This is a genomic window from Propionivibrio soli (assembly GCF_025770765.1).
In the GTDB taxonomy this organism is placed as follows: domain Bacteria; phylum Pseudomonadota; class Gammaproteobacteria; order Burkholderiales; family Rhodocyclaceae; genus Propionivibrio; species Propionivibrio soli.
The window spans coordinates 1-25,778 of the sequence record NZ_JANZKY010000001.1 but is presented as its reverse complement, the minus strand read 5'-3'; the positions used below and the strand labels follow the sequence as shown (position 1 = coordinate 25,778).

Here is a 25,778-nt window from a genome sequence, read left to right as displayed (position 1 = left end):
GCCGTTTCAGGAAACAGTGTTCGAGGCGCGCATCGGAGAGGCGGCATAGCCCGTTCCGAAAACGTGAAAGCGGTTCTTGCCGGCGAGTTTCGCCTGGTACATGGCTTGATCGGCCTGGCGCAAAAGCTGGTCCGCGTCGATCTCGCCAGCCTGCGGGAAGAACGTGACGCCGAGACTTGCGGACACCTGCAGTTCAATATCCCCGAGATGAACCGGCTCAGCGGCCGCCGCGAGCAGGCGGGTGAGGGTTGGCATGCTGGTTTCCGCGTTGTCGAGATCGAGCAAGACAGCGACGAATTCGTCCCCGCCAAGTCGCGCCAGCGTATCGCCTTCGCGTAGGGCCTGCTTCATGCGCGTTGCGACAGCGATCAGCAATTGGTCGCCGGCTTCGTGTCCGAAGGTGTCGTTGACGGCTTTGAAACCATCCAGGTCCACGAAGACGACAGCCAGTTTCTGTCCGCGCCGCTGTTCCTGCGACATTGCCTGATGCAGACGGTCCGCCAAGAGGACACGGTTGGGAAGATTGGTCAAAGCGTCGAAATGAGCAATCCGTTCCAGCTCGCGCTCGTGTTCCTTGAGCGGAGTGATGTCAGAGAAAAGCGCTACGTACTGCTGAACACGGCCGCTCGGGTCGCGCACGGCACTGATGGTCAGGATCTCGGCCAGTAGCGCGCCGTCCTTGCGCCGGTTCCATATCTCGCCGTGCCAATGCCCGTTCGCCGCGAGTTCGCGCCACATGGCGGCATAGAAGGCTTTCCCTTGGCGTCCCGACTTGAGAATGTTTGGGTTCTTGCCCAGCGCCTCCTCGCGAGAAAAGCCAGTAATGCGGCAGAAGGCGTCGTTTACATCGATGATTCTTCCTTCCGACGAAGCGATCAGAATGCCTTCGCTTGCGTGCGTGAATACGCTGGCAGCGAGGCGGATCTTGTCTTCGTTCTGCTTGCGTTCGGTGATATTTCGGCAAATGCGGTGATATCCCGTCAGTGCCCCATACGCATCCCATTCCGGTGTGGAGAGGATCTCGGTCCAGATCAACTTGCCGTCTTTGCAGCGCAATTTCACCTCGATGGGTGCTTCGTTGACCGGCACGCCGTGTTCGTCCGCAGTCTGCAGTTGAGGCAGGTTTTCCTCGCAAACCACGGCTCCTTCATCGGTCAGCAGATCGTAAAGGTGGCGCCCTATGACCTCGCTGGGCTGGTAACCGGTAATGCGTGTGCATGAAGCATTGATTGAGATGATCCGTGTTGCGAGGTCGGTGATCAGAATGCCCTCAGCGCTGAAATCGAAAACGGTCGCATTGACCCGCTGCAAGCGTTGAACCTCCGAGCGTTGAGCGGCGAGCTGCATCTGCCGATGGTAGAAAAAGGCAGCAAGTATCACGATGGCGAGCAACGTGGGGATGACGATTGCCAGCAGAACCTTCGCTTCCCTCTGCCAGTGGCTAAGCGTAAAGTCGCGGTCCATATGCGTCATGACAACGATAGGGTAGAGCCGCGAGGCGCGAAAGGCCGTCAGGACGGCCTTGCCATTATCGAGAGTCTGTTCAAAGCGGCCGGACTCCGTTTCGGCTAGCCGCAGGCGGCGCACGACCTCCCGGTAAGACATGCCCGGCCGATCGCCGGAGTCACTGGATATCAGTAACGTTCCGTCGTAACTCAGCACTTTCACCGTGCCTTCCTCCGGCTCAAGTTTCTGCGCCACGTGATTAAGGAAGTAGTCGGGGTTGACGGCTATCAATAAACCGGCCGTCCTTAAGCCATTGGACATCGATTGCGTAATTGGCACAAAACCCGGGGCGTCGGGCGCGGCTGGCGCCGTAGCAGTTGCTGGCCGTCCATTCGCGAAGTCACGTCCTACCCAAGGAGCACCGATGCGCAGAGAGCCTGGGACATGGGGAGCAACCGGGAGAAACCGTTCGGTGGGTACCGTTTTACCGAGGTTGGCGGGGTTCGAACTGGCAACGATCCCGCCGTTGGGATCGATTAGCGAGATGGAGCGAAGGAAAGGCGTTCGCCGCAGTATCGCGTCGAAACTCGCCTCAATGTGCGATGTGTCAGGTGTGCTGGCTTCTCGGGCGAGGATGTTGGCGGCGATCAACTCCGTCGTTTGCAGATTCTGCGTTAGCAACTCCTCGAATACCCGGGTGTGCATGGCCGAGACTTCCAACCCGTTGGCGACGGCATCCGAACGTAGGCGCCACAGCGTATAAGCGGTGATGGCCACCATGCCGCCGACAAAGAGTGTCAGGACAAAAAAGAACGCTTGGCGCAATTGCCGCGGTGGGGTCGTCATCTTGCGAGGATGGGTTCGAGGCGGTGGCGTTTCGCAGAGGCCAGCAGACGGCCGTCACGCTTGATGTCATCGACAAAACGCTCCATCCGGGCGAACCAAGGATCGTCTCCCGGCGTTACCGCATAAGCATAAGGCGTTATGTGATAGGTTTGAGGCGGTGCGACGAGTCGCGCCCAATCAGCGTTGGCGAGAAAGCGCTGGCTGTAGGGGTAGTCGGTGATGAAAACGTCGGCGCGGCCCGATTGCACTTCCTGTTCGCGCGCGAACGGAGAGTCGAGAACGATCAGTTCGGCTTCCTTGAGCTTCTCTTTCATGATCGGCTCGTGGACTGTCCCTTTTGCCACGGCGACAACGACTCCGGGTTTGTCGATGTCTTCCCAGTTCTTGATGCGTAGGTTAGTCCGTGTGGTGATCGCGTAGATGTCACTGGCAAGATGAGGGCGCGTGAACCGGAGCTTTTCCGATCTCGCCGGTGTTATGCCAACGGCGAACATGGCGACGTCACAGTGTCCCAGGGTGACGTCATCGATCAGACGAGCAAAGGAACTGTCGACAAACTGGACTGCGACCCCCAGGTCCTTGCCGAGCTGGAGTGCCATGTCGATATCGATTCCGGAAAGCTCCTGCGTCTTTGGGTTTCGGTACGTTATTCCATAGTAATCCGGCCAGATGCAGATCTGAACCAGCTTGTTTTTCAGGATAAGTTCGAGCCGATTTGGGGCATTCCCCGCTGCCGGGGCCTCTACGGCAGCGGCGAGGCCTAACGTCAGGAGAATAAGAAAGGCAGCAGTAACGCCGGCCCGGCTCGGATCAGGGGTGCGTCGGGTGGTAACGCTGGTCATGGCGATACGGTCGTCGGCGTGGCGGCGGTCAAAGATGGCTGGCCAAACTCGTCATGCAGTGGCTTGTATGTCAGCTATCCGGCAGTAGGGCTTCCGGGCGGCGTCCTTTGAAGCCACTGTATCACTTTTCGCGTCAAGAGAAGTTTGCCGTGTTGCACGCCTGCCCTGGAAGCAAATCGTCGAGGCGATTGCTGTCGAAGCAAGGCGCAATGTGCACTACACTTTAGCGTTCGGAAAACAATGGCGACGGAGATCGACGGCGTCGGTCTGTCGTGCCGTTCGAGCAAAGGATTGACAAGGAAATGGAAAGCGGGGCGAACCCGGCATTGGCTGTCATATGCCTGTGCGCGGAATGGTGCGGGACATGCCGTGATTATCGGCTGGGCTTTGAGGGGCTGCGGAAAGAATTCCCGACGGTTACTTTTCGCTGGGTCGATATCGAGGATCAAGCAGACGCGATAGGGGACTTGGATGTCGAGAACTTTCCAACGCTGCTTATTGCCCGGTCGGACGTGATTCTGTTCTTCGGCACGATGTTGCCGCACCTTGGCCATCTGCGTAGAGCGGTGGAGACATTCCTTGCGCAGCCGGAGGCGGAAAGCCTTGCTTATGTTTCCTCTAGTCCCGAACGGAAAGCCTGGCAGAACGACGCGGATTTGCGAAACCTGGCGGCGACGCGCGATGAGTCGGAAATTGGATAGCCGGCGTTTGATCTGGAGCAGAAAACGGGAGAGGGCAGCCTAAGGTGTCTGCAACCGCCTCGCTGATGGAGGGATTCATTGAGTCGCCAGTGCTCGTTGCTCTGGGCGTGTCGGCATTGTGGTGCGCCGGTCTCGTCGTAGCCTGGCTTTATCGCGCACGTTCAACAACGAGAAGGCGCTCGCTGTCAGCGAATGAGGACGCGGTTCTGGAGACCGTGGATGCTCTTCCTGCCAGTCTTTGCTGTGTGAGCCGCGATGGCTTGAGGATTACGCACGCAAACAAGCGGTTTGCAGAACTTACTGGACGCACACGAGCGCAACTCGAAGAAGAAGGGCTGTTCACACTGGTGCATCATGAAGACGTTTCCATAGCGCGTGGGTTGGTCGGCGAACTGCGGGACAACTCACGTGCGGTCTGCGAGTACCGCCTCGTTAAGCCGGATGGGGGTGTCGTGTACGTTACCGTCCAGGCGGCGAGTCCGAACGGAGTGATCGGAAAGGCGAGCGGTGTTTGGCTGGCACACACCGATGTGACGCCTCACAAGCAAGCCGAAAAGGACATGATGGCGGCTAAGCAACAGGCAGAAACGGCCAACATCGCCAAAACACGTCTGTTGGCCGCTGCCAGTCACGACCTCCGGCAACCGATTCAGGCGATGAACCTCTTTCAAGACGCGCTGAACAGGACCGAATTGCGTGACGAACAGAAGACCATCGCAAGGTTCCTCTCGATGTCAGTCAACTCGCTAGGAGAGTTGCTGTATTCGCTGCTCGATATTTCGAAACTTGATGCGGGAATGATCAGGCCCGTGATCAAGGAGACGCTCGTCGAGGATCTTTTTGGACGCATTGACGAAGCGTTCTCGACGGTAGCTCGACAACGGAATCTCCGCTTCAAGCTATTCTATTCGAGCACGTGCGCCGTCCTTTTGACCGATCAAGGCCTGCTGCTCAGCGTGCTGCGCAACCTGATCGATAATGCCTTCAAGTACACCGAGTCAGGAGGCGTTCTCGTCGGGGTGAGACGCCGAGGTGATGCGGCTGTCATCCAGGTTTGGGACACCGGTATCGGAATCGAACGCAAATACGGCGATCGGGTTTTCGATGAGTGTTTCCAGATCGGTAACCCGCTTCACGATCGCAGCCAGGGTCTCGGGATCGGCCTCTCGATCGCACGGCGCTTGGCGAGACTCCTCGGCAGCGACGTGACTTTTCGCTCGCGGCCGGGGCGCGGTACCGTTTTCGAAGTCGTGCTTCCGCTCGCCCCGGACCAGCGTTGGCCGCTCAACGTTTCCGAGGAGCAGGAAGCCTCCTTGCCGCTTACAGAGGACGAACCGGGTCATGCGCACTTGGTTGGTCGTCAGGTGGTCGTCATTGAGGATGATCCGGTGGTGGCTAAGTCGGTTGAGTTGTCTCTTCAGGCTGTCGGAGTTGCTGTGGTCATTTTCGGTTCGGCCGAAGAGGCGCTTCGCGATCCGAGGATCACTGCAGCCGACTTTTATATCTGCGATCTCGTCTTACCGGGAACGGATGGCCTTGAGTTGCTCGACAAGATTCAGCAACGGTCCCGGCGTTCGATTCATGCCGTGTTAATGACAGGGCAAACGGGGCCGGAGAAAGCCAACCTGACTGCCTCTTCACCTTGGCCCGTGTTGTTCAAACCCACTGATCTGGCGCGGATACTGACAGTGATGAGTGAAGCGTTTGAGCGCTCACGCTAGACAAGGGTCTCGGCCTGCTCCGTAGGTCTGCTTGGTCGGCGTTTCGCACGCGCGATGCTTTGCAAGAGGCCTTTGCAGCTAGACTGTTGAGGAAAGCATGTCCCATGCTTTCGGTGCGTTGGTCTGCTATTGGCTAGCTTTCTGCCCTTCTTGCTCAACTACGCTTGGTGGTAAAATATACCGGTCTTCGGAATCTGGTTTGTCGTTATGGTGAAACTGCTCGTTGTCGAAGATCACGCCTTGGTTCGGGAAGGACTGGTGCAAACCCTGCGCCATGTTGGACGCGACACGGAGGTGTTCGAAGCGGCGGATTTCGACGGTGCGACGGCAGTGCTCGAGCAGCAGGGCGAACTCGATCTCATGCTGCTCGACCTTGGGTTGCCCGGTTTGGACGGACTCTCCTGTCTCCGTACTTTTCGACAGCGCTATCCGGAAATCCCCGTCATCATTCTTTCCGGTTACGACGATTCGCACACGGTCAATCGGGCCATGAAATGTGGAGCGGCTGCTTTCGTGTCCAAAGCTGATCCCAGCGAGCGATTGCTTCAAGTAGTCAGCGAAGTGCTCGCTGGGAGGGTTTTTGACCGAGATATGCTGCGAGTCCGGTCGGCCGCCGTATCGCCGCACCCGCCGGCGAAATCCAAGGCAGACCCAGCGAACTTTGGGCTGAGCGAAAGGCAGGCGGAGGTGCTCGGGCTCATGGTTCGCGGAAAATCAAACCGCGATATCGCCGGCCTGCTCGGCTTGACCGAGGGGACCGTCAAAGTTCATTTGACGGCAATCTTCAAGGTCCTTGGAGCTACCAGCCGAACCCAGGCAATGGTTGTTGTGGCACGGCGCGGAATCCGGGTTTAGCCCTCAGATTCGATAGCAATACAGAACAGTGTTCCGGGCGTCGTCAACTTCGATGATTTCGGTAGCTTCGGTTCCGGGTGCCGGGAAGCTATTGCTTACAAACACTGTGCCCGAGCGCATCTCGCGACAGGCTTTTTTCCACAACGCCGGCATGGCCGCAGGGGACAAGAACGCGTAGACGATGTCGTACTCTCCGAGATGTGCATTGCGGAGGTTGCCCCAGCGCCATGCGCAGTTCTTCAGCCCTCGCGTCATGACGTAGCCCAGCAGCCAAGTGGCGGGCGCATTTTCTATGCCCGAGAAATGCGCCGACCGGAACCTTCTTGCCAGCGGACGCACAACGGAGCCAATTCCCGCGCCGAGGTCAAGGAAGCGTGTTCCTTGCCTTTCTTCGATGAGAATGGAAAGAGCGTTAACCGTTTTCCTATTGGAAAGGAAGAGCGGAACTCGTCCGGTAATCGCGCCACGATATACGGTTAGCGTCATCAAGGCGGCGAAAAGATACCAAACCGGATCGATGCCCCAGGACGTGAACCACCAAGCAAGCGGCACAAAAAAGAAGTGGATGATACGCCACCACCATTTTTGTTTCGTGAGCATCGCGAGCAGTAAGGCAACAGTTCCGATCGCGAATGCGGTGGCCGGGAAGGTCAATGGCTCGCCCTTGATTCCGAAATAAGGCCATGCGAGCGATAGCGTAACAACGACGGCGGCAGCTTGTAGGGTCAGCTGTCGGGCGTAGTGGCGAGACGGTCCTAACTCGTCTTCTGGTATAGGTGTGGGCGAAAGAGGCAAGGGGGGGCTGGTTTCGATTAGCTAGGTCATGCGCAGTTTACCGTTCGAGGGCGACGGGTAGAGCAGCAGATGTCAAAATCTCACAAGAAGAGTGGCGTCCGGCACGTTTTCTGCTATCATCTCGCCCGATTCGTGAGAACGCCGATTGACAATCGGATCACCGAGTGTCAAAATTTTCGGTTCCGGGTCGGAGGGATACCCAAGCGGTCAACGGGATCAGACTGTAAATCTGACGGCTCTGCCTTCGAAGGTTCGAATCCTTCTCCCTCCACCAAAGAATTACCGCTAAACGCGGTTGCGGACGGTAGTGCGGCTGGTAATTGTTTTGCGGGTGTAGCTCAATGGTAGAGCTGAAGCCTTCCAAGCTTAAGACGAGGGTTCGATTCCCTTCACCCGCTCCAGGTTGCGGCTGGGATTTGGTTGCGGCGCGATGCCCATGTAGCTCAGTGGTAGAGCACTCCCTTGGTAAGGGAGAGGTCGGCAGTTCAATCCTGCCCATGGGCACCACTATATGGCACCGGGTTTATTAACTTCTAACGTTTCGAGGTATCGGCAATGGCTAAGGCAAAATTTGAGCGGACGAAGCCGCACGTAAACGTGGGCACGATTGGTCACGTTGACCATGGGAAGACGACGCTGACGGCGGCGATCACGACGATCCTGGCGAAGAAGTTTGGTGGAGAAGCCAAGGCATACGACCAGATTGACGCGGCGCCGGAAGAAAAGGCGCGGGGCATCACGATCAACACGGCGCACGTTGAATACGAAACGGCGACGCGGCACTACGCGCACGTTGACTGCCCGGGCCACGCGGACTACATCAAGAACATGATCACGGGTGCCGCGCAGATGGACGGCGCCATCCTCGTCGTATCGGCCGCTGACGGCCCGATGCCGCAGACGCGCGAACACATTCTGCTGGCCCGCCAAGTGGGCGTGCCCTACATCATCGTCTACATGAACAAGTGCGACATGGTGGACGACGAAGAACTGCTCGAACTCGTCGAAATGGAAGTGCGTGAGCTCCTGTCGAAGTACGAATTCCCGGGCGACGACATCCCCATCGTCAAAGGATCGGCCCTGAAGGCCCTGAACGGCGACACCGACGACCTTGGCGAAGGCTCCATCATGAAGCTGGCCGAAGCGCTCGACAGCTACATTCCCACGCCCGAGCGCACCGTCGACAAGCCCTTCCTGCTCCCGATCGAAGACGTCTTCTCCATCTCCGGGCGCGGCACCGTCGTCACCGGTCGGGTTGAACGTGGCATCATCAAGGTGGGCGAAGAAATCGAAATCGTCGGCATCAAGCCCACGCAGAAGACCACCTGCACCGGCGTCGAAATGTTCCGCAAGCTGCTCGACCAAGGGCAGGCGGGCGACAACGTCGGCGTCCTGCTGCGCGGCACCAAGCGCGAAGAAGTCGAGCGTGGCCAAGTGCTGGCCAAGCCGGGTTCGATCACCCCGCACACCCACTTCACGGGCGAAGTTTACGTCCTGTCCAAGGACGAAGGTGGCCGTCACACCCCGTTCTTCAACAACTACCGTCCGCAGTTCTACTTCCGGACGACGGACGTGACGGGAGCCATCACGCTGCCGGAAGGGACGGAGATGGTGATGCCGGGAGACAACGTGCAGATGACGGTGAAGCTGATTGCCCCGATCGCCATGGAAGAAGGCTTGCGTTTCGCCATCCGTGAAGGCGGTCGTACCGTCGGCGCCGGCGTCGTCGCCAAAATCATCGAGTAAATAGGATCAAAGACTGGGGCGCCCTGACGGGGCGTCCTCTTGTCTCTGCCGCAGGGGCATAGCTCAATTGGCAGAGCGTCGGTCTCCAAAACCGAAGGTTGGGGGTTCGAGACCCTCTGCCCCTGCCACTATCAAATCAAGCTGACGAAATGGCCGATAAAATCAAGTTTGCGCTGGCGTTGCTGTTGTTGATAGCCGGTGTGGCCGGCTTTTACCTGCTTGCAGAGCAGGCAATGATCCTGCGTGTGTTGGCTGTGCTCGCCGGGGTCGGTGTTTCTGCGGCTGTGGCGTGGCAAACGGAGCCTGGCCGCCAATTTTTTGGATTTGCGAAGGAGTCGACGGCTGAGGCCAAGAAGGTCGTGTGGCCGACTCGTAAAGAGACTTTGCAAACCACGGGGTTGGTGTTCGCATTCGTCGTTGTAATGGCCGCTTTTCTCTGGCTTACGGACAAGAGCCTTGAATGGGTTCTGTACGACTTGGTTTTGGGCTGGAGGAGATCATGAGTAAACGCTGGTATGTTGTTCATGCATACTCTGGATTTGAAAAGAGCGTGCAGCGGGCGCTTACTGAGCGCATCCAGCGGCAGGGGATGCAGGATCTGTTCGGGAAGATCCTCGTCCCCGTGGAAGAGGTTGTCGAATTGAAGCTCGGTCAGAAAAGTATTTCCGAGCGCAAATTCTTCCCTGGGTACGTTCTCGTCGAAATGGAGATGAACGACGAATCCTGGCACCTCGTCAAGAGCACGCCGAAGGTTACCGGATTTGTCGGCGGTTCTGCCAATAAGCCGACGCCGATTTCCGAGAAGGAAGTCGAGAAAATCATGCAGCAGATGCAGGATGGGGTTGAAAAGCCGCGTCCAAAGGTTCTGTTCGAACCGGGCGAGGTTGTGCGCGTGAAGGAAGGCCCGTTTACCGATTTTCACGGCTCCGTGGAGCACGTGAACTACGAAAAGAACCGCCTCCGCGTTTCAGTAACGATTTTTGGCCGTGCAACGCCTGTCGAACTCGAGTTCGGGCAGGTTGAGAAGGCCTGATGCCATTCAGTAGTTTGCGGCGCTAACTTGTTGAGAGCGCTGCGCGTTTGGCGACCTTTGGTCGCTGTTGTTCGGGGAGCGCCTAACGGCGCGCTTGGACCCATTTATAGGAGCTAAATCGTGGCAAAGAAAATTGTCGGCTTTATCAAGCTGCAAGTGCCGGCGGGCAAGGCGAATCCGTCACCTCCAATCGGCCCGGCGCTCGGCCAACGCGGCCTGAATATCATGGAGTTTTGCAAGGCATTCAACGCTCAGACGCAAGGCATGGAGCCGGGCTTGCCTATTCCGGTGGTAATCACGGCGTTCGCGGACAAGAGTTTTACCTTCGTTATGAAGACGCCTCCGGCCACCATCTTGATCAAGAAGGCGGCAGGGGTGCAAAAGGGCAGCCCGAAACCTCATACCGACAAGGTTGGCAAGCTGACGCGTGCTCAGTGCGAAGCAATCGCTACTCAGAAGATGCCCGACCTTACTGCGGCTGACATGGATGCCGCTGTTCGCACCATCGCCGGTAGCGCCCGTTCGATGGGCATCACCGTGGAGGGGCTCTAACATGGCGAACATCAGCAAGCGTCAAAAAGTCATTGAGGGGAAGGTCGATCGTAGCAAGGCTTATCCGGTCGGAGATGCGCTAAAGCTGGCGAAAGAGTTTGCCACCGCCAAATTCGACGAATCGATTGACGTTGCCGTCAGTCTCGGTATCGATGCGCGGAAATCCGATCAACTTGTTCGGGGTTCAGTCGTTCTGCCAGCCGGAACGGGCAAGACCGTCCGCGTAGCCGTTTTTGCGCAAGGCGAAAAGGCGGAAGCGGCCAAGGCGGCCGGTGCGGATATTGTTGGTTTCGACGACTTGGCCGCCGAAATCAAGGCCGGGAACATCAATTTCGACGTGGTGATCGCTACGCCGGACGCAATGCGAGTGGTCGGACAACTGGGGCAAATTCTTGGGCCCCGCGGACTTATGCCGAACCCGAAAGTCGGTACTGTCACGATGGACGTTACGGCCGGCGTGAAGAATGCCAAGGCTGGCCAGGTTCAATACCGGACCGATAAGGGCGGGATCGTTCATAGCACGATCGGTCGGGCGTCTTTCGATGCTGAGAAGCTGGAACAGAACCTGAAGGCGCTCATTGAAGCGCTGACCAAGGCGAAACCAGCGGCTTCCAAGGGACAGTACCTGAAGAAGATTTCAGTCTCGAGCACGATGGGTCCGGGCGTGCGCGTGGATTCGACCACGCTTTAATGTTTTTTTACGCAGCGGAGCCGCCCCAATAGGCTCTGCTGCTCTGAACTTTGGGCTGCTGGCGCTAGCCGGCAGATCGTCAAAGACCGCAGGTGCAGAAAACGGAACATTGTTTGGAAGCTTAAGCGTGTATACGGCCTGCGTAGACGGTGCATCCCGAACTGGATTCCTCTGTAGTTGCTCGTTCAGGGCTACCGATGCTCTTGGTTCAGGTCGCCGTGGTGCCACTCGCATGTTTTGTCAGTGTGTGGCGTGTTGACTTGATAGGAGAAAGGACCTATGGGTCTCAATCTTGATGAAAAGAAAGCCGTCGTGGCTGAGGTGTCGGCGCAGGTGGCCGGTGCTCAGACGATTGTGATGGCTGAATACGCAGGCCTCGAGGTAGGAAACGTTACCAAGTTGCGGGCCAATGCGCGTAAATCGGGTGTCTATCTACGTGTTTTGAAGAATACGTTGGTGCGCCGTGCGGTTGAAGGTACGCCCTTCGCCGACCTGGCCGCGCAAATGAAAGGGCCTCTGATTTACGGCATTTCGTCTGATCCGGTGGCCGCCGCAAAGGTCCTCAACGACTTTGCCAAGACGAACGAGAAACTCGTTCTGAAAGGTGGCTCGTACGCGGGTAAGGTTCTCGACAAGGCAGGTGTGCAAGCCCTCGCGTCGATCCCGAGCCGCGAGGAGTTGCTGGCCAAGCTCCTCGGCGTTATGAAGGCGCCGGTTTCCGGCTTTGCCGTTGCGCTCGGCGCTTTGGCGAAGCAGCGCGAAGAAGCGGCTGCTTGAGCGGGCAAAAGACGTTTTCTACAGCTTTACTATTCAAGAATCCAGATTAGGAGTTTAACGATTATGGCTATCACTAAAGAAGACATCCTCGAAGCCGTCGGCAGCATGACGGTTATGGACTTGAACGACCTCGTCAAGGCGTTCGAAGAGAAGTTTGGCGTTTCCGCCGCTGCAATGGCCGTCGCCGGTCCTGCGGCTGCTGCGGGCGCTGCTGCTGCTGAAGAGCAGACGGAATTCACCGTCATGTTGTTGGCGGCTGGCGAGAAAAAGGTTGAAGTTATTAAGGTCGTCCGTGCGGCAACCGGGCTTGGCCTTAAGGAAGCGAAAGATCTGGTTGACGGAGCACCGAAGGCCGTTAAGGAATCTATCGCGAAAGCCGATGCCGAAGCTCTCAAGAAGCAACTTGAGGACGCGGGTGCCAAGGTCGAGATCAAGTAATTTTCAAGTATCAGGTTGGGCTGGCGGCCAAATCGGTCGCCGGCCCTTTTGTGCTTTTCCGGAAACAAACTTCGCATCACGCTGTTTTTTTGTTTTCGAAAGACTTGGCAGCCAGTAAACGCAAAGGCGAACGGTGTTCGCGGGATTTCCCGTTGCAGTGACGCCTCGTCTTTCCGTTTGCCCGTTGCAAACCGCAAAAGCCGCGCTGGTTTTTGGGGGGCTTGCTAAAGGGTTTTGCTTTCTGAGCTCGGAGCGACCATGACCTACTCCTACACCGAGAAAAAACGCATCCGCAAAAGTTTCGCCAAGCGCGCCAACGTGCTTGACGTTCCTTTCTTGCTGGCCACGCAGCTGGAATCGTTTACCGCGTTTCTGCAGGCTGCCGTCCCGCCCGTGCAGCGGAAGAATCAAGGGCTGCAGGCAGCCTTTTCGTCGATCTTTCCGATCGTCAGCCACAGCGGTAACGCCCGGCTCGAGTTTGTCAGCTACGCGCTCGCCGAGCCGGCATTCGACGTCAAGGAGTGTCAGCAGCGCGGTTTGACCTTTGCCTCGGCGTTGCGAGCGAAGGTCCGCTTGGTGATCCTCGACCGTGAAACGCCGGACACAATTAAGGAAGTGAAGGAACAAGAAGTTTACATGGGCGAAATTCCGCTCATGACGACGACGGGCTCATTCGTGATTAACGGCACGGAGCGCGTCATCGTGTCGCAGTTGCACCGGTCGCCGGGTGTCTTTTTCGAGCACGATCGAGGTAAGACGCATAGCTCCGGAAAGCTTCTTTTCTCCGCGCGGGTCATTCCCTACCGCGGTTCCTGGCTGGATTTCGAATTCGACCCGAAGGACACGCTGTTCTTCCGCGTTGACCGCCGCCGCAAGATGCCGGTGACCACCCTGCTTAAGGCTATCGGCCTGACGCCGGAACAGATCCTGCGTGAATTTTTCGATTTCGATACATTCCAATTGAGTCGCAAGAGTGTCGAGTTTCATCTCGTTCCAGAACGGTTGCGTGGCGAGGTGGCGCGCTTCGATTTCTGCGATAGCGCCGGCAAGGTGATCGTTGCGAAGGACAAGCGGATTACAGCCAAGCATATTCGCGAACTGGACGCGGCGGGTATCAAGCAGATCAGCGTGCCGGAGGAATTCTTGGTCGGGCGCGTCATCGCGCAGAACATCATCGACAAGGATACTGGCGAGATCTTGGCGAACGCCAATGATGAAATCACAGACGCCCTGCTCGGCAAATTGGTCGAGGCCGGAATCGAATCGCTGCAGACGCTGTACATCAACGACCTCGACCGCGGTGGCTTCATTTCGCAGACACTGCGTACGGATGAAACCGCGTCGAAACAGGCGGCTCGCATCGCGATCTACCGCATGATGCGGCCGGGTGAGCCGCCTACGGAAGAAGCGGTTGAGATTCTGTTCAATGGCCTGTTCTACTCCGACGAGCGTTACGACCTTTCAGCGGTTGGCCGGATGAAGTTCAACCGGCGCGTGGCCCGGAAAGATGTCGTCGAATATAAGGTGATGGTGAAACACGTCCCGGCCAAGCGTGACGCGGTCGTGAATACGATCATCGAAGTGGCCGGCGGTTCCGAGGCCGCCGTGGAAACGCTGCTCGGCGAACTGACCTACGGAACGCGCGCTGTTGCCGAGAACCTCAGTGAGGAAGAGGCAAACGCGCTGGCCGCACGCCTGAAGAGCCTGGGTGTTGGAGCCGAAGTCCGCGAACAGCTCACGCTATCGCCGCGCGATATCGTGGAAGTCATCAAGATTCTCGTCGAACTGCGCAACGGGCGTGGTGATATTGACGATATCGACCACCTTGGAAACCGTCGCGTGCGTTCTGTTGGTGAACTCGCCGAGAACCAATTCCGCGCCGGTCTGGTACGGGTCGAACGGGCTGTCAAGGAGCGTTTGTCGCAGGCGGAGTCCGACAACCTGATGCCGCACGATCTGATCAACGCCAAACCGATCAGCGCCGCGGTAAGAGAGTTCTTCGGTTCGAGCCAACTGTCGCAGTTCATGGACCAGACGAACCCGCTGTCCGAGATTACCCACAAGCGCCGCGTTTCCGCGCTCGGGCCGGGCGGTTTGACCCGCGAACGTGCGGGCTTTGAAGTCCGCGACGTGCACCCGACGCATTACGGTCGTGTGTGCCCGATCGAAACGCCGGAAGGTCCGAACATCGGCCTGATCAACTCGTTAGCGCTTTTCGCTCGGACGAATGAATACGGCTTTTTGGAAACACCTTATCGCAAGGTAACGGATGGCCGTGTAACAGATCAAATCGAGTACCTTTCGGCCATTGAGGAAGGCGCTTACATCATTGCGCAGGCGAACGCGGCACTCACAGCCGACGGGACGCTTACCGACGATCTGGTAACGTGCCGGGAAAAAGGCGAGACGATTCTGGCCGAACCAGCCCGCGTCGATTACATGGACGTTGCTCCAGGTCAGATCGTGTCGGTTGCCGCCTCATTGATTCCGTTCCTTGAGCACGACGACGCTAACCGGGCTTTGATGGGCGCGAACATGCAACGGCAGGCCGTTCCTTGTCTTCGCCCTGAAAAGCCAGTCGTCGGAACCGGCATTGAGCGGACGGTGGCGGTTGACTCTGGCACCGCGGTGCAGGCTCTGCGCGGTGGTAAGGTGGACTACGTCGACGCCTCGCGTATCGTCGTTCGAGTGAACGACGATGAAACGGTCCCAGGCGAAGTTGGCGTTGATATCTACAACTTGGTCAAGTACACCCGTTCCAACCAAAACACCAACATCAACCAACGGCCGCTGGTACGCGTCGGCGACGTAATCGCGAAGGGTGACGTAGTGGCTGACGGCGCGTCGACCGACAAGGGTGAGTTGGCGCTAGGGCAGAACATGCTGATCGCATTCATGCCGTGGAATGGTTACAACTTCGAGGACTCAATCCTCATCTCTGAGCGCGTGGTGGCCGAAGACCGGTTCACGTCGATCCATATCGAGGAACTGACGGTCGTTGCTCGCGACACCAAGTTGGGACCGGAAGAGATCACGCGCGATATCGCCTCGCTCGGTGAGGCCCAGCTGTCACGGCTCGATGACTCCGGCATCGTCTACATCGGCGCGGAGGTCGACGCCGGCGACGTGCTGGTCGGCAAGGTGACGCCGAAGGGCGAAACCCAGCTGACTCCGGAAGAGAAGCTGTTGCGCGCCATCTTCGGTGAAAAAGCTTCAGACGTGAAGGACACCTCTCTGCGCGTACCGTCAGGCATTGCCGGGACCGTCATTGACGTTCAGGTCTTCACGCGCGAAGGTATCGAACGTGACAAGCGCGCGCAGTCAATCATCGATGATCACCTGCGGGGTTACAAGCTCGATCTGGCGGACCAACTCCGGATCGTCGAGCGAGATGCTTTTGCTCGTGTCGAGCGGCTGATCGTAGGCAAAGTGGCGAACGGTGGTCCGAAGCGCCTCGCCAAAGGCACAGCGGTTACGAAGGAATACCTTGATGGGATCGAACCACACCATTGGTTCGATATCCGTATGGCGGATGATGACGTGGCGCAGCAGCTGGAGTCGCTACGTGAGGGTCTTGAACAGACACGCAAGGACTTCGACGTCGCGTTCGAGGAAAAACGCAAGAAACTCACGCAAGGCGACGAATTGCCACCGGGCGTGCAGAAGATGGTCAAGGTCTATGTTGCCGTTAAACGCCGCCTGCAATCGGGTGACAAGATGGCTGGTCGCCACGGGAACAAGGGCGTCGTTTCGCGGATCGTTCCCGTCGAAGACATGCCGCACATGGCTGATGGTCGGCCGGTCGATATCGTCCTCAACCCCCTTGGTGTTCCGTCGCGGATGAACGTCGGCCAGGTGCTTGAAGTCCATCTCGGCCTGGCAGCCAAGGGTTTGGGCTTCAAGATCGGCGACATGCTGCGCCGCCAAGCCAGCGAGAAGGAACTGCGGAGTTTCCTTGAGCAGGTCTACAACACGACCGGCAAGCCGGAAGAGCTTGACGAACTGACGGACGCCGAAATCGCTGAAATGGCCGGAAACCTTGAAGCGGGCGTACCGTTCGCAACGCCGGTTTTTGATGGAGCGAAGGAAGAGGAAATCAAGGCGATGTTGCGGCTGGCCGGCATGCCAGAATCCGGTCAGATGGTGTTATTCGATGGCCGTACGGGCGAACAATTCGAGCGTCCCGTGACAGTCGGCTACATGCACGTCCTGAAGCTGCATCACCTTGTCGACGACAAGATGCACGCGCGCTCGACTGGCCCATACTCGCTGGTGACACAGCAGCCGCTCGGCGGTAAAGCGCAATTCGGTGGTCAGCGTTTCGGGGAAATGGAAGTGTGGGCGCTCGAAGCATATGGCGCCTCCTACGTGCTGCAGGAAATGCTAACTGTTAAGTCGGACGACGTGAACGGCCGGACGAAAGTTTACGAAAGCATCGTGAAGGGCGACCACAAGATCGACGCTGGTATGCCGGAGTCGTTTAACGTGCTGGTCAAAGAAATAAGGTCGTTGGCGATCGACATCGACCTTGAGCGTTACTAGGCACGAGAGTTACGCAACGGACCGTCAGCGCAGTTCGCGGCCTATCAGGATGCGGCGTGAAGAATGTGGTTGCCACCACGGATGGAGTGAAAGATGAAAGCACTGCTTGATTTGTTCAAACAGGTAACGCAGGAAGAACAGTTCGATGCCATTACCATCGGGCTGGCGTCACCGGACAAGATCCGGTCTTGGTCGTACGGCGAAGTCAAGAAGCCAGAGACGATCAACTACCGCACGTTTAAACCCGAGCGCGATGGTTTGTTCTGCGCCAAGATCTTCGGCCCGATCAAGGACTACGAGTGCCTGTGCGGCAAATACAAACGATTGAAGCATCGCGGCGTAATTTGCGAGAAGTGTGGTGTCGAAGTGACGCTTTCCAAAGTGCGCCGGGAGCGCATGGCACACATTGAACTCGCCTCGCCAGTTGCCCATATCTGGTTTTTGAAGAGCTTGCCAAGCCGCCTCGGCATGGTGCTTGACATGACCTTGCGTGATATCGAGCGAGTGTTGTATTTCGAGGCTTTCGTGGTTTGCGATCCAGGGATGGTGGCCAACCTGCAGCGCGGTCAACTACTGACCGAGGAGCAATGCCTGGAACTCATGGAAGAGCACGGGGACGATTTCCGCGCTGCCATGGGCGCCGAGGGTATCCGCGAGCTGCTGCGCTCGATTGATCTCGATTCCGAGGTCGATCGCCTGCGCTCCGAACTTGAAACGACGACATCCGAAACGAAGAGTAAGAAGTTCTCGAAGCGTCTGAAGATTCTTGAAGGCTTCCAGAAGTCTGGAATCAAGCCCGAATGGATGGTACTCGAAGTTCTGCCTGTGCTGCCCCCGGACCTGCGTCCTTTGGTCCCGCTGGATGGCGGCCGTTTCGCTACGTCGGATCTGAACGACCTCTATCGCCGCGTCATCAACCGTAATAACCGGTTGAAGAGGCTCCTTGAACTCAAGGCGCCGGAAATCATCGTGCGCAACGAGAAGCGGATGCTCCAGGAAGCGGTGGATTCGCTGCTCGACAACGGGCGCCGCGGCAAGGCGATGACGGGCGCCAACAAGCGCCCGCTCAAATCGCTGGCCGATATGATCAAGGGCAAAGGCGGTCGGTTCCGTCAGAACCTGCTGGGTAAACGCGTCGACTACTCGGGCCGCTCCGTTATCGTGGTCGGCCCGCAGCTGAAACTGCATCAGTGCGGCTTGCCGAAGCTGATGGCGCTTGAGCTCTTCAAGCCCTTCATCTTCAACCGCTTGGAAATGATGGGGCTGGCGACGACCATCAAGCAGGCCAAGAAGATGGTCGAGACGCAGGAGCCGGTGGTCTGGGACATTCTCGAAGAAGTGATTCGTGAGCATCCCATCATGCTCAACCGGGCTCCGACGCTACACCGCCTCGGTATCCAGGCCTTCGAGCCAACCCTGATCGAAGGGAAGGCCATCCAGTTGCACCCGCTGGTATGTGCCGCGTTTAACGCCGACTTCGACGGCGACCAGATGGCCGTGCACGTTCCGCTGTCGCTCGAAGCGCAGATGGAAGCCCGGACCCTGATGCTCGCTTCGAACAACGTGCTTTCGCCGGCGAACGGCGAGCCGATCATCGTTCCATCGCAGGATATCGTTCTCGGCCTTTACTACGCGACGCGCGAGCGGATCAACGCCAAGGGCGAAGGAATGGTCTTCCCCGATCTCGCGGAAGTCTCGCGCGCCATGCAGGCGGGACAGCTTGATGTGCATGCGAAGATTTCGGTTCGTATCAAGGAATACGAAAAGGACGGCGACAACGGATGGAAGGAGAAGATCTCCCGCTATAGCACCACGGCTGGGCGTGCTCTGCTGTCCGAGATTCTGCCGAAGGGGCTCCCGTTCAGCGTGCTCGATCGGCCTCTCAAGAAGAAAGAGATTTCGAAACTCATCAACGCGTCGTTCCGTCGTTGTGGCTTGAAAGAGACCGTGGTGTTCGCTGACAAGCTGATGCAAAACGGCTACCGCCTGGCGACACGCGCGGGTATCTCGATCTGCTCGGACGATATGCTGGTGCCGACGCAAAAAGGCGAAATCATTGCGGCGGCCGAGAAGGAAGTGAAGGAGATCGAGAGCCAATACACGAACGGTTTGGTAACCAACGGCGAACGGTACAACAAGGTCGTCGATATCTGGGGCCGGACCGGCGATCAGGTGGCGAAGGTCATGATGGAGCAACTCGGCCACGAAGAGGTGGTTGACCGTCATGGCAAGGCGGTGAAGCAAGAATCGTTCAACTCGATCTACATGATGGCCGACTCCGGCGCCCGCGGCTCGGCCGCCCAGATCCGCCAGTTGGCCGGTATGCGGGGCTTGATGGCTAAGCCCGACGGCTCGATCATCGAAACGCCGATTACCACGAACTTCCGAGAAGGGCTTAACGTTCTTCAGTACTTCATCTCCACGCACGGTGCGCGGAAAGGTTTGGCGGATACGGCGTTGAAGACGGCGAACTCGGGTTACCTAACGCGGCGCCTGGTGGACGTAACGCAGGATCTGGTCGTCGTCGAAGAAGACTGCGGTACTGAGAACGGCGTGACCATGCGCGCCTTGATCGAAGGCGGTGAAGTCATTGAGCCTTTGCGCGAGCGGATTCTCGGTCGCGTGGCAATCAACGACGTGGTAAATCCAGAAACAGATGAAACGGTTATCGAGGCCGGCACGCTGATCAATGAGGATCTCTGCGATCTCATCGACCAGCTAGGTATCGATGAGGTTAAGGTCAGAACGCCTCTCACCTGCGATACGCGCTATGGCTTGTGCGCGAAGTGTTACGGACGGGATCTTGGGCGTGGTACGCCGGTGAACGTGGGTGAGGCGGTTGGTGTGATTGCCGCCCAGTCGATCGGTGAGCCGGGAACGCAGCTCACGATGCGTACCTTCCACGTCGGCGGCGCGGCCTCGCGTGCGGCGGTTGCTAGCCAGGTAGAGACGAAGAGTGCCGGCGTCGTGCGGTTCACTGCCTCGATGCGCTACGTGACGAGTGCGAAGGGCGAGAAGATCGTCATCACGCGCTCAGGCGAAGTCGTGATCACAGACGATAACGGCCGCGAGCGCGAGAAGCACAAAGTACCGTACGGTTCGACCCTGCAAGTGGCTGACGGCCAGGCGGTGAAGGCCGGAACCAAGCTTGCCACCTGGGATCCCCATACCCGTCCCATCATCGCCGAGTACTCGGGCCAGGTGAAATTCGAGAACGTCGAAGAGGGCGTAACGGTTGCGAAGCAGATCGACGAAGTGACGGGTCTATCGACGCTCGTCGTGATCGATCCAAAGCGCGGAGGTAAAGGCCAGTCGAAGGGCTTGCGCCCGCAAGTTCGGCTCTACGACGCGAACGGTGAAGAAGTGCGGATGCACGGCAGCGACCACCCGGTGACGATCACCTTCCAGGTCGGCGCCATCATTACTGTGCTTGATGGTCAGCAGATCTCGGTCGGCGACGTGCTCGCGCGTTTGCCGCAGGAATCGGCGAAGACGCGCGACATCACGGGTGGTCTGCCGCGGGTTGCTGAACTGTTCGAGGCCCGTACGCCGAAGGACGCCGGCATGCTGGCCGAATTCACGGGCACCATCTCCTTCGGTAAGGACACCAAGGGCAAGCAGCGCCTGGTTATCACCGATCTGGAGGGCATCGCACACGAGTACCTGATTCCGAAGGACAAGCACGTCCTCGTGCATGACGGTCAAGTCGTCAACAAGGGCGAGCTCATTGTGGACGGAGCGCCTGACCCTCACGATATTCTGCGCTTGCAGGGCGTCGAAGCGCTGGCGGTTTACATCACTGACGAAGTTCAGGACGTCTATCGTTTGCAAGGCGTGAAGATCAACGATAAGCACATCGAGGTTATCGTCCGCCAGATGTTGCGGCGTGCTTTGGTCATTGATCCGGGTGATACGAAGTTCATTCGTGGTGAGCAGGTCGAGCGGGCGCACCTCTTGGACGAAAACGATCGTATGGCTGCCGAAGGCAAGCTCGGAGCTACCTATGAACCGGTCTTGCTTGGTATCACGAAGGCTTCGCTATCTACCGACTCGTTCATCTCTGCGGCATCCTTCCAAGAAACCACTCGTGTTCTGACCGAAGCTGCGATCATGGGCAAGCGGGACGAATTGCGCGGGTTGAAGGAAAACGTCATCGTCGGTCGCCTGATTCCTGCAGGTACGGGACTGGCCTACCACCGCATGCGAAAAAACAATGCGGCCGGTGTCGACATGGCGGGAGAGCAAGGACTTATCGAGGAATCGACCCCGATCGGGGAAAGTGCTCAGGACGCCTCAGTCGGTTGACTTAGGTGCGGATAAGCCATAAAATCCGCGGTCTTTGTCGGCTTGGGCTAACCATTGCCTGGGTCTTGTAATAAGAAATCGCTAAGGCGGCCTTCGGTCCGCCTTGGTTTTTTGCGGGATACGGCTCTTTCGGGTCGCGGACCGTGGTGAATTTAGGGATAGAAATATGCCAACCATCAACCAGCTCGTGCGTAAGCCCCGCGAAGCGGTGCGTAGCAAGAGCAAAGTGCCTGCGCTGGAGAATTGTCCCCAGAAGCGTGGCGTGTGTACGCGTGTCTATACGACCACGCCGAAGAAGCCGAACTCGGCTCTGCGGAAGGTGTGCAAGGTTCGTTTGACCAACAGCTTCGAAGTCATCTCGTACATCGGTGGTGAAGGTCACAACCTTCAGGAACACTCGGTGGTGCTGATTCGCGGTGGTCGGGTGAAGGACTTGCCGGGTGTGCGCTACCACACCGTTCGCGGCTCGCTCGACACGCAGGGAGTGAAGGATCGCAAGCAGGGCCGTTCCAAGTACGGTACGAAGCGGCCGAAGGCGGCTTAATCGCCGTTTGAGTAAGTGGTCGTTCGTTTGGGCGGCCGCGAGGGGTGGATATTCGTCTCGCCCTTCAACTGAACATATTTATAGAGGTTGTTATGCCACGTCGTCGCGAAGTTCCTAAGCGCGATATTCTGCCGGACCCGAAGTTCGGCAATATCGAAGTGTCCAAATTTGTTAATACGATCATGATGAGCGGCAAGAAGTCTGTCGCTGAGCGGATCGTTTACGGTGCTTTTGACATTATCGCTTCCAAGGGTGGGAAAGATCCCATCGAAGTTTTTGGGTTGGCGATGAACAACGTCAAGCCGCTGGTTGAGGTTAAGAGCCGTCGTGTCGGCGGTGCCAACTATCAAGTTCCTGTCGAAGTTCGTCCGAGCCGCCGCATGGCGCTGGCGATGCGTTGGTTGCGCGAGGCGGCTCGCAAGCGTTCTGAGAAGTCGATGGGGCAACGCTTGGCGGCTGAGATGCTTGAGGCTGCAGAGAACCGCGGCGGTGCCGTCAAGAAGCGTGACGAAGTGCACCGTATGGCCGACGCTAACAAGGCTTTCGCGCACTTCCGCTTCTAGATTCGTTGCACGTTCTTGCCGTCGCAGCGCGGCTGTCGACGATCGTTCTTTATTACTGAAGGTTCATTACTGTGGCACGCAAAACTCCTATTGACCGCTACCGGAATATCGGTATTAGCGCGCACATCGACGCTGGTAAGACGACGGTGACCGAGCGCATCCTTTTCTACACCGGTGTCAATCATAAGATCGGTGAGGTTCATGATGGCGCTGCCACGATGGACTGGATGGAGCAAGAGCAAGAGCGCGGTATCACGATCACCTCGGCCGCGACCACGTGCTTCTGGAAGGGGATGGAAAACAAGTACCCCGAGCACCGGATCAACATCATTGACACGCCGGGGCACGTGGATTTCACCATCGAAGTCGAGCGCTCAATGCGCGTTCTCGATGGCGCTTGCATGGTGTATTGCGCTGTAGGCGGCGTTCAGCCGCAGTCGGAAACCGTTTGGCGTCAAGCCAATAAATACGGTGTGCCGCGTCTGGCGTTCGTGAACAAGATGGACCGCCAAGGTGCGGACTTCTTCAAGGTCGTCGAACAGATGAAGACGCGCTTGAAGGCGAACCCCGTTCCGATCGTCATCCCTATCGGTAAGGAAGACTACTTCCAGGGTGTCGTCGATCTCATCAAGATGAAGGCGATCTACTGGGACGACGCTACTCAGGGTATGAAGTTCGACTATCGCGACATTCCGGCCGAGCTTGTCGAGTTGGCGAATGAGTGGCGTAGCAACATGGTTGAAATGGCCGCCGAGTCGTCCGAGGAATTGATGGATCAATACCTCGAAGCGGGCGATCTGAACGAAGAGCAGATCATCAAAGGCTTGCGCAGCCGCACGATCGCGTGCGAGATCCAGCCGATGCTGTGTGGCACGGCTTTCAAAAACAAGGGCGTACAGCGGATGCTCGACGCCGTTATCGATCTGCTGCCATCGCCGGTTGATATTCCGCCGGTCTCGGGAGAGAAGGAGAACGGCGAGGCTGATACACGCGAAGCCTCGGACAGCGCGAAGTTTTCAGCGCTGGCGTTCAAGCTGATGACCGACCCTTACGTCGGCCAATTAACGTTTATCCGTGTTTACTCCGGCGTCGTGCAGTCGGGCGATACGATCTATAACCCGGTCAAAGGGCGTAAGGAACGAATTGGCCGTTTGCTGCAGATGCATGCCAACAACCGGGAAGAGATCAAGGAAGTTCTGGCCGGCGATATCGCGGCCTGCGTTGGTTTGAAAGAAGTCACCACGGGCGAGACGTTATGTGACCCGAATGCCGTGATCACGCTTGAGCGGATGGTGTTCCCCGAGCCCGTGATTCACATCGCGGTGGAGCCGAAGACCAAGAGTGACCAGGAAAAGATGGGTATCGCGCTGGGTCGGTTGGCGCAAGAGGATCCGTCGTTCCGTGTTCGCTCCGACGAGGAGTCCGGACAGACCATTATCTCGGGTATGGGTGAGTTGCACCTTGAGATCATTGTCGATCGAATGAAGCGCGAGTTCGGTGTTGAGGCGAATGTCGGGGCTCCCCAGGTTGCCTACCGCGAATGCATCAAGAAAGCGGTCGAGCAGGAGGGCAAGTTCGTCAAGCAATCCGGCGGTCGCGGCCAGTATGGTCACGTCTGGATCAAACTGGAACCCAACGAGGCTGGCAAGGGCTACGAGTTCGTCGATGCAATCAAGGGTGGGACGGTCCCGCGCGAATATATCCCGGCGGTGGACAAAGGTCTGCAGGACTCGATCAAGAGCGGCGTGCTTGCTGGCTTCCCGGTTGTCGACATCAAGTTTACGCTGTTCGATGGTTCGTACCACGATGTTGACTCAAACGAAAACGCATTCCGGATGGCGGCTTCCATGGCGTTCAAGGAAGGTATGCGCAAGGCGCAGCCGACGCTGCTCGAGCCGATGATGTCCGTCGAAGTCGAGACACCGGAAGAGTACATGGGCAACATCATGGGCGACCTGTCGGGCCGTCGCGGGATGGTGCAGGGGATGGAAGACCTTCCCGGCGGCATCAAGGCGATCAAAGCGGAAGTGCCGCTCGCCGAAATGTTTGGCTACTCGACAACGGTGCGTTCGTTGTCGCAAGGCCGCGCGACCTACTCGATGGAATTCAAACACTATGTCGAGGCGCCGAAGAACGTCGCCGAGGCCGTGATCAACAAGAAGTAACGATTGGTTTTTGAGGATAACGCAAAATGGCTAAGGCAAAATTTGAGCGGACGAAGCCGCACGTAAACGTGGGCACGATTGGTCACGTTGACCATGGGAAGACGACGCTGACGGCGGCGATCACGACGATCCTGGCGAAGAAGTTTGGTGGAGAAGCCAAGGCATACGACCAGATTGACGCGGCGCCGGAAGAAAAGGCGCGGGGCATCACGATCAACACGGCGCACGTTGAATACGAAACGGCGACGCGGCACTACGCGCACGTTGACTGCCCGGGCCACGCGGACTACATCAAGAACATGATCACGGGTGCCGCGCAGATGGACGGCGCCATCCTCGTCGTATCGGCCGCTGACGGCCCGATGCCGCAGACGCGCGAACACATTCTGCTGGCCCGCCAAGTGGGCGTGCCCTACATCATCGTCTACATGAACAAGTGCGACATGGTGGACGACGAAGAACTGCTCGAACTCGTCGAAATGGAAGTGCGTGAGCTCCTGTCGAAGTACGAATTCCCGGGCGACGACATCCCCATCGTCAAAGGATCGGCCCTGAAGGCCCTGAACGGCGACACCGACGACCTTGGCGAAGGCTCCATCATGAAGCTGGCCGAAGCGCTCGACAGCTACATTCCCACGCCCGAGCGCACCGTCGACAAGCCCTTCCTGCTCCCGATCGAAGACGTCTTCTCCATCTCCGGGCGCGGCACCGTCGTCACCGGTCGGGTTGAACGTGGCATCATCAAGGTGGGCGAAGAAATCGAAATCGTCGGCATCAAGCCCACGCAGAAGACCACCTGCACCGGCGTCGAAATGTTCCGCAAGCTGCTCGACCAAGGGCAGGCGGGCGACAACGTCGGCGTCCTGCTGCGCGGCACCAAGCGCGAAGAAGTCGAGCGTGGCCAAGTGCTGGCCAAGCCGGGTTCGATCACCCCGCACACCCACTTCACGGGCGAAGTTTACGTCCTGTCCAAGGACGAAGGTGGCCGTCACACCCCGTTCTTCAACAACTACCGTCCGCAGTTCTACTTCCGGACGACGGACGTGACGGGAGCCATCACGCTGCCGGAAGGGACGGAGATGGTGATGCCGGGAGACAACGTGCAGATGACGGTGAAGCTGATTGCCCCGATCGCCATGGAAGAAGGCTTGCGTTTCGCCATCCGTGAAGGCGGTCGTACCGTCGGCGCCGGCGTCGTCGCCAAAATCATCGAGTA

Annotated in this window: 19 protein-coding genes and 4 tRNA genes; 20 read left to right on the top strand and 3 right to left on the bottom strand. The window is 57.9% G+C overall.

Annotated elements, in window-relative coordinates; translation table 11 throughout:
* Positions 1 to 6: 6 nt before the first annotated feature.
* Positions 7 to 2,292, bottom strand: coding sequence for a diguanylate cyclase domain-containing protein (locus NZ453_RS00115; RefSeq protein ID WP_263768216.1), 2,286 nt, complete (start codon positions 2,290 to 2,292; stop codon positions 7 to 9).
* Positions 2,289 to 3,134 carry an ABC transporter substrate-binding protein gene (locus NZ453_RS00110; protein ID WP_263768215.1) on the bottom strand — a complete coding sequence of 282 codons (846 nt, stop codon included), beginning with the start codon at positions 3,132 to 3,134 and terminating at the stop codon, positions 2,289 to 2,291. Before NZ453_RS00110 ends, NZ453_RS00115 begins: the two co-directional genes overlap by 4 nt.
* A gap of 302 nt (positions 3,135 to 3,436) precedes the next feature.
* On the opposite strand from NZ453_RS00110, the gene NZ453_RS00105 reads away from it, so the two are divergent.
* The 3 genes from NZ453_RS00105 (at position 3,437) to NZ453_RS00095 (ending at position 6,411) form a co-directional block, all read left to right on the top strand.
* Positions 3,437 to 3,835 (top strand): thioredoxin family protein, encoded by a 399-nt coding sequence (locus NZ453_RS00105; protein WP_263768214.1) that lies wholly within the window; start codon positions 3,437 to 3,439, stop codon positions 3,833 to 3,835.
* 44 nt (positions 3,836 to 3,879) lie between these two features.
* On the top strand, positions 3,880 to 5,556 hold the full coding sequence (locus NZ453_RS00100) for an ATP-binding response regulator (RefSeq protein WP_263768213.1): 1,677 nt from the start codon (positions 3,880 to 3,882) through the stop codon (positions 5,554 to 5,556).
* A 207-nt stretch (positions 5,557 to 5,763) separates the two neighbouring features.
* Entirely contained in the window at positions 5,764 to 6,411 is a 648-nt protein-coding gene (locus tag NZ453_RS00095) for a response regulator (RefSeq protein ID WP_263768212.1), read from the top strand.
* A gap of 3 nt (positions 6,412 to 6,414) precedes the next feature.
* Here NZ453_RS00095 and NZ453_RS00090 read toward each other — a convergent pair whose 3' ends face one another.
* Positions 6,415 to 7,065: a class I SAM-dependent methyltransferase gene (locus NZ453_RS00090; RefSeq protein WP_263768211.1), complete on the bottom strand. Its 651-nt coding sequence runs from the start codon at positions 7,063 to 7,065 to the stop codon at positions 6,415 to 6,417.
* Positions 7,066 to 7,395: 330 nt separating this feature from the next.
* Between NZ453_RS00090 and NZ453_RS00085 the strand changes: the two genes are divergently transcribed.
* From NZ453_RS00085 to tuf (NZ453_RS00005), 17 genes are all read left to right on the top strand, one after another.
* Positions 7,396 to 7,480: transfer RNA gene (locus NZ453_RS00085), tRNA-Tyr, on the top strand.
* Positions 7,481 to 7,533: 53 nt separating this feature from the next.
* Positions 7,534 to 7,607, top strand: a tRNA-Gly gene (locus tag NZ453_RS00080).
* Positions 7,608 to 7,638: 31 nt separating this feature from the next.
* Positions 7,639 to 7,713: transfer RNA gene (locus NZ453_RS00075), tRNA-Thr, on the top strand.
* Positions 7,714 to 7,761: 48 nt separating this feature from the next.
* Complete coding sequence (tuf, locus tag NZ453_RS00070) at positions 7,762 to 8,952, top strand: elongation factor Tu (RefSeq protein WP_263768199.1); 1,191 nt, start codon at positions 7,762 to 7,764, stop codon at positions 8,950 to 8,952.
* 52 nt (positions 8,953 to 9,004) lie between these two features.
* Positions 9,005 to 9,080, top strand: a tRNA-Trp gene (locus NZ453_RS00065).
* A 21-nt stretch (positions 9,081 to 9,101) separates the two neighbouring features.
* Positions 9,102 to 9,455 (top strand): preprotein translocase subunit SecE, encoded by a 354-nt coding sequence (secE, locus tag NZ453_RS00060; RefSeq protein WP_263768210.1) that lies wholly within the window; start codon positions 9,102 to 9,104, stop codon positions 9,453 to 9,455.
* Positions 9,452 to 9,985: a transcription termination/antitermination protein NusG gene (gene nusG, locus NZ453_RS00055; protein ID WP_263768209.1), complete on the top strand. Its 534-nt coding sequence runs from the start codon at positions 9,452 to 9,454 to the stop codon at positions 9,983 to 9,985. Before secE ends, nusG begins: the two co-directional genes overlap by 4 nt.
* A 120-nt stretch (positions 9,986 to 10,105) precedes the next feature.
* Positions 10,106 to 10,537 (top strand): 50S ribosomal protein L11, encoded by a 432-nt coding sequence (gene rplK, locus NZ453_RS00050; RefSeq protein ID WP_263768207.1) that lies wholly within the window; start codon positions 10,106 to 10,108, stop codon positions 10,535 to 10,537.
* Position 10,538: 1 nt separating this feature from the next.
* Complete coding sequence (gene rplA / locus NZ453_RS00045) at positions 10,539 to 11,228, top strand: 50S ribosomal protein L1 (protein WP_263768206.1); 690 nt, start codon at positions 10,539 to 10,541, stop codon at positions 11,226 to 11,228.
* A gap of 279 nt (positions 11,229 to 11,507) precedes the next feature.
* The gene (rplJ, locus tag NZ453_RS00040) at positions 11,508 to 12,005 is read left to right on the top strand and encodes a 50S ribosomal protein L10 (protein WP_263768205.1); all 498 of its coding nucleotides are present in this window, start codon (positions 11,508 to 11,510) and stop codon (positions 12,003 to 12,005) included.
* A 63-nt stretch (positions 12,006 to 12,068) separates the two neighbouring features.
* Positions 12,069 to 12,443 carry a 50S ribosomal protein L7/L12 gene (rplL, locus tag NZ453_RS00035; RefSeq protein WP_263768204.1) on the top strand — a complete coding sequence of 125 codons (375 nt, stop codon included), beginning with the start codon at positions 12,069 to 12,071 and terminating at the stop codon, positions 12,441 to 12,443.
* Positions 12,444 to 12,701: 258 nt separating this feature from the next.
* The gene (gene rpoB / locus NZ453_RS00030) at positions 12,702 to 16,985 is read left to right on the top strand and encodes a DNA-directed RNA polymerase subunit beta (protein ID WP_263768203.1); all 4,284 of its coding nucleotides are present in this window, start codon (positions 12,702 to 12,704) and stop codon (positions 16,983 to 16,985) included.
* Positions 16,986 to 17,078: 93 nt separating this feature from the next.
* Complete coding sequence (gene rpoC / locus NZ453_RS00025) at positions 17,079 to 21,290, top strand: DNA-directed RNA polymerase subunit beta' (protein WP_263768202.1); 4,212 nt, start codon at positions 17,079 to 17,081, stop codon at positions 21,288 to 21,290.
* Positions 21,291 to 21,456: 166 nt separating this feature from the next.
* On the top strand, positions 21,457 to 21,834 hold the full coding sequence (gene rpsL / locus NZ453_RS00020; protein WP_263768201.1) for a 30S ribosomal protein S12: 378 nt from the start codon (positions 21,457 to 21,459) through the stop codon (positions 21,832 to 21,834).
* Between the two features lie 92 nt (positions 21,835 to 21,926).
* Complete coding sequence (gene rpsG, locus NZ453_RS00015; RefSeq protein WP_263768621.1) at positions 21,927 to 22,397, top strand: 30S ribosomal protein S7; 471 nt, start codon at positions 21,927 to 21,929, stop codon at positions 22,395 to 22,397.
* Positions 22,398 to 22,468: 71 nt separating this feature from the next.
* Complete coding sequence (gene fusA / locus NZ453_RS00010; protein WP_263768200.1) at positions 22,469 to 24,562, top strand: elongation factor G; 2,094 nt, start codon at positions 22,469 to 22,471, stop codon at positions 24,560 to 24,562.
* Between the two features lie 26 nt (positions 24,563 to 24,588).
* Positions 24,589 to 25,778, top strand: a 1,190-nt coding sequence (gene tuf, locus NZ453_RS00005; protein WP_263768199.1) for an elongation factor Tu, incomplete at its 3' end; no start/stop codon positions are given.

Bases quoted from the DNA above. Each gene is read 5' to 3' on its own strand.
- NZ453_RS00115 (WP_263768216.1), bottom strand. From the start codon at position 2,292: ATGACGACCCCACCGCGGCAATTGCGCCAAGCGTTCTTTTTTGTCCTG.
- NZ453_RS00110 (WP_263768215.1), bottom strand. From the start codon at position 3,134: ATGACCAGCGTTACCACCCGACGCACCCCTGATCCGAGCCGGGCCGGC.
- NZ453_RS00105 (WP_263768214.1), top strand. From the start codon at position 3,437: ATGGAAAGCGGGGCGAACCCGGCATTGGCTGTCATATGCCTGTGCGCG.
- NZ453_RS00095 (WP_263768212.1), top strand. From the start codon at position 5,764: ATGGTGAAACTGCTCGTTGTCGAAGATCACGCCTTGGTTCGGGAAGGA.
- tuf (WP_263768199.1), top strand. From the start codon at position 7,762: ATGGCTAAGGCAAAATTTGAGCGGACGAAGCCGCACGTAAACGTGGGC.
- secE (WP_263768210.1), top strand. From the start codon at position 9,102: ATGGCCGATAAAATCAAGTTTGCGCTGGCGTTGCTGTTGTTGATAGCC.
- nusG (WP_263768209.1), top strand. From the start codon at position 9,452: ATGAGTAAACGCTGGTATGTTGTTCATGCATACTCTGGATTTGAAAAG.
- rplA (WP_263768206.1), top strand. From the start codon at position 10,539: ATGGCGAACATCAGCAAGCGTCAAAAAGTCATTGAGGGGAAGGTCGAT.
- rplJ (WP_263768205.1), top strand. From the start codon at position 11,508: ATGGGTCTCAATCTTGATGAAAAGAAAGCCGTCGTGGCTGAGGTGTCG.
- rplL (WP_263768204.1), top strand. From the start codon at position 12,069: ATGGCTATCACTAAAGAAGACATCCTCGAAGCCGTCGGCAGCATGACG.
- rpoB (WP_263768203.1), top strand. From the start codon at position 12,702: ATGACCTACTCCTACACCGAGAAAAAACGCATCCGCAAAAGTTTCGCC.
- rpoC (WP_263768202.1), top strand. From the start codon at position 17,079: ATGAAAGCACTGCTTGATTTGTTCAAACAGGTAACGCAGGAAGAACAG.
- rpsL (WP_263768201.1), top strand. From the start codon at position 21,457: ATGCCAACCATCAACCAGCTCGTGCGTAAGCCCCGCGAAGCGGTGCGT.
- rpsG (WP_263768621.1), top strand. From the start codon at position 21,927: ATGCCACGTCGTCGCGAAGTTCCTAAGCGCGATATTCTGCCGGACCCG.